This window comes from Herbiconiux daphne (assembly GCF_024979295.1).
Classification (GTDB): Bacteria; Actinomycetota; Actinomycetes; order Actinomycetales; family Microbacteriaceae; genus Herbiconiux; species Herbiconiux daphnes.
In genome coordinates, this window is the sequence record NZ_JANLCJ010000511.1 from 1 (window position 1) to 625 (window position 625).

1 protein-coding gene is annotated in these 625 nt (G+C 30.4%); it reads left to right on the forward strand.

The window, feature by feature from the left end:
- The coding region (locus N1032_RS26145) for a hypothetical protein (RefSeq protein ID WP_259543556.1) at positions 1–247 on the forward strand (247 nt) is incomplete at its 5' end.
- Positions 248–625: the final 378 nt, after the last annotated feature.

Here is a 625-nt window from a genome sequence, read left to right on the forward strand (position 1 = left end):
CGGCGATGCAATGAGATTTAATCGAATTGATACCGGATCAAGTGAAATTGATAATTACGGGAATGAATATTCATTCAATACTTATTTAAGCCGTGACGGTAACGCGATGATCGGCGTTAAAATCTATAAAGGTGAAAACCAGGTTGAAACTTTTCTTTCTTTGAAAAATATTAAAACTGGTAAATTTGAGACAATCAATGATACTATCTTTAAAACGTCGGATGTTTTAGCGACTAATAATAATTAAAATTGCTTTTTCAATAGTCCGGTAATACGGGCTATTTATAAAAGTTATTTAATTGAAAGGTGATATTATGGATCGTAATAAATTTACTAAAAATGATTATGTTGTTAAGCCTACAACTAAAAACCCGGCTTATAAATATAACAGTAAAGCGGTATTTGTTATTTTAACCGTGTTTATTATCCTTGTAACTTGCGTTAATTTTTGAGGCGGTGAATTATGGCTATTAATAAAAAAGTATCAGAACGTTTAAAATATTACGGTTTTAAACTGGATAGAATGGGCGTAAATGACGCTAATGATATTTCATCGTTAATTATTCAGTTTATCACTGAAAGGAATTATAAAACGGCTAGATCGTGTTTTTCTATGCTGGCTTAT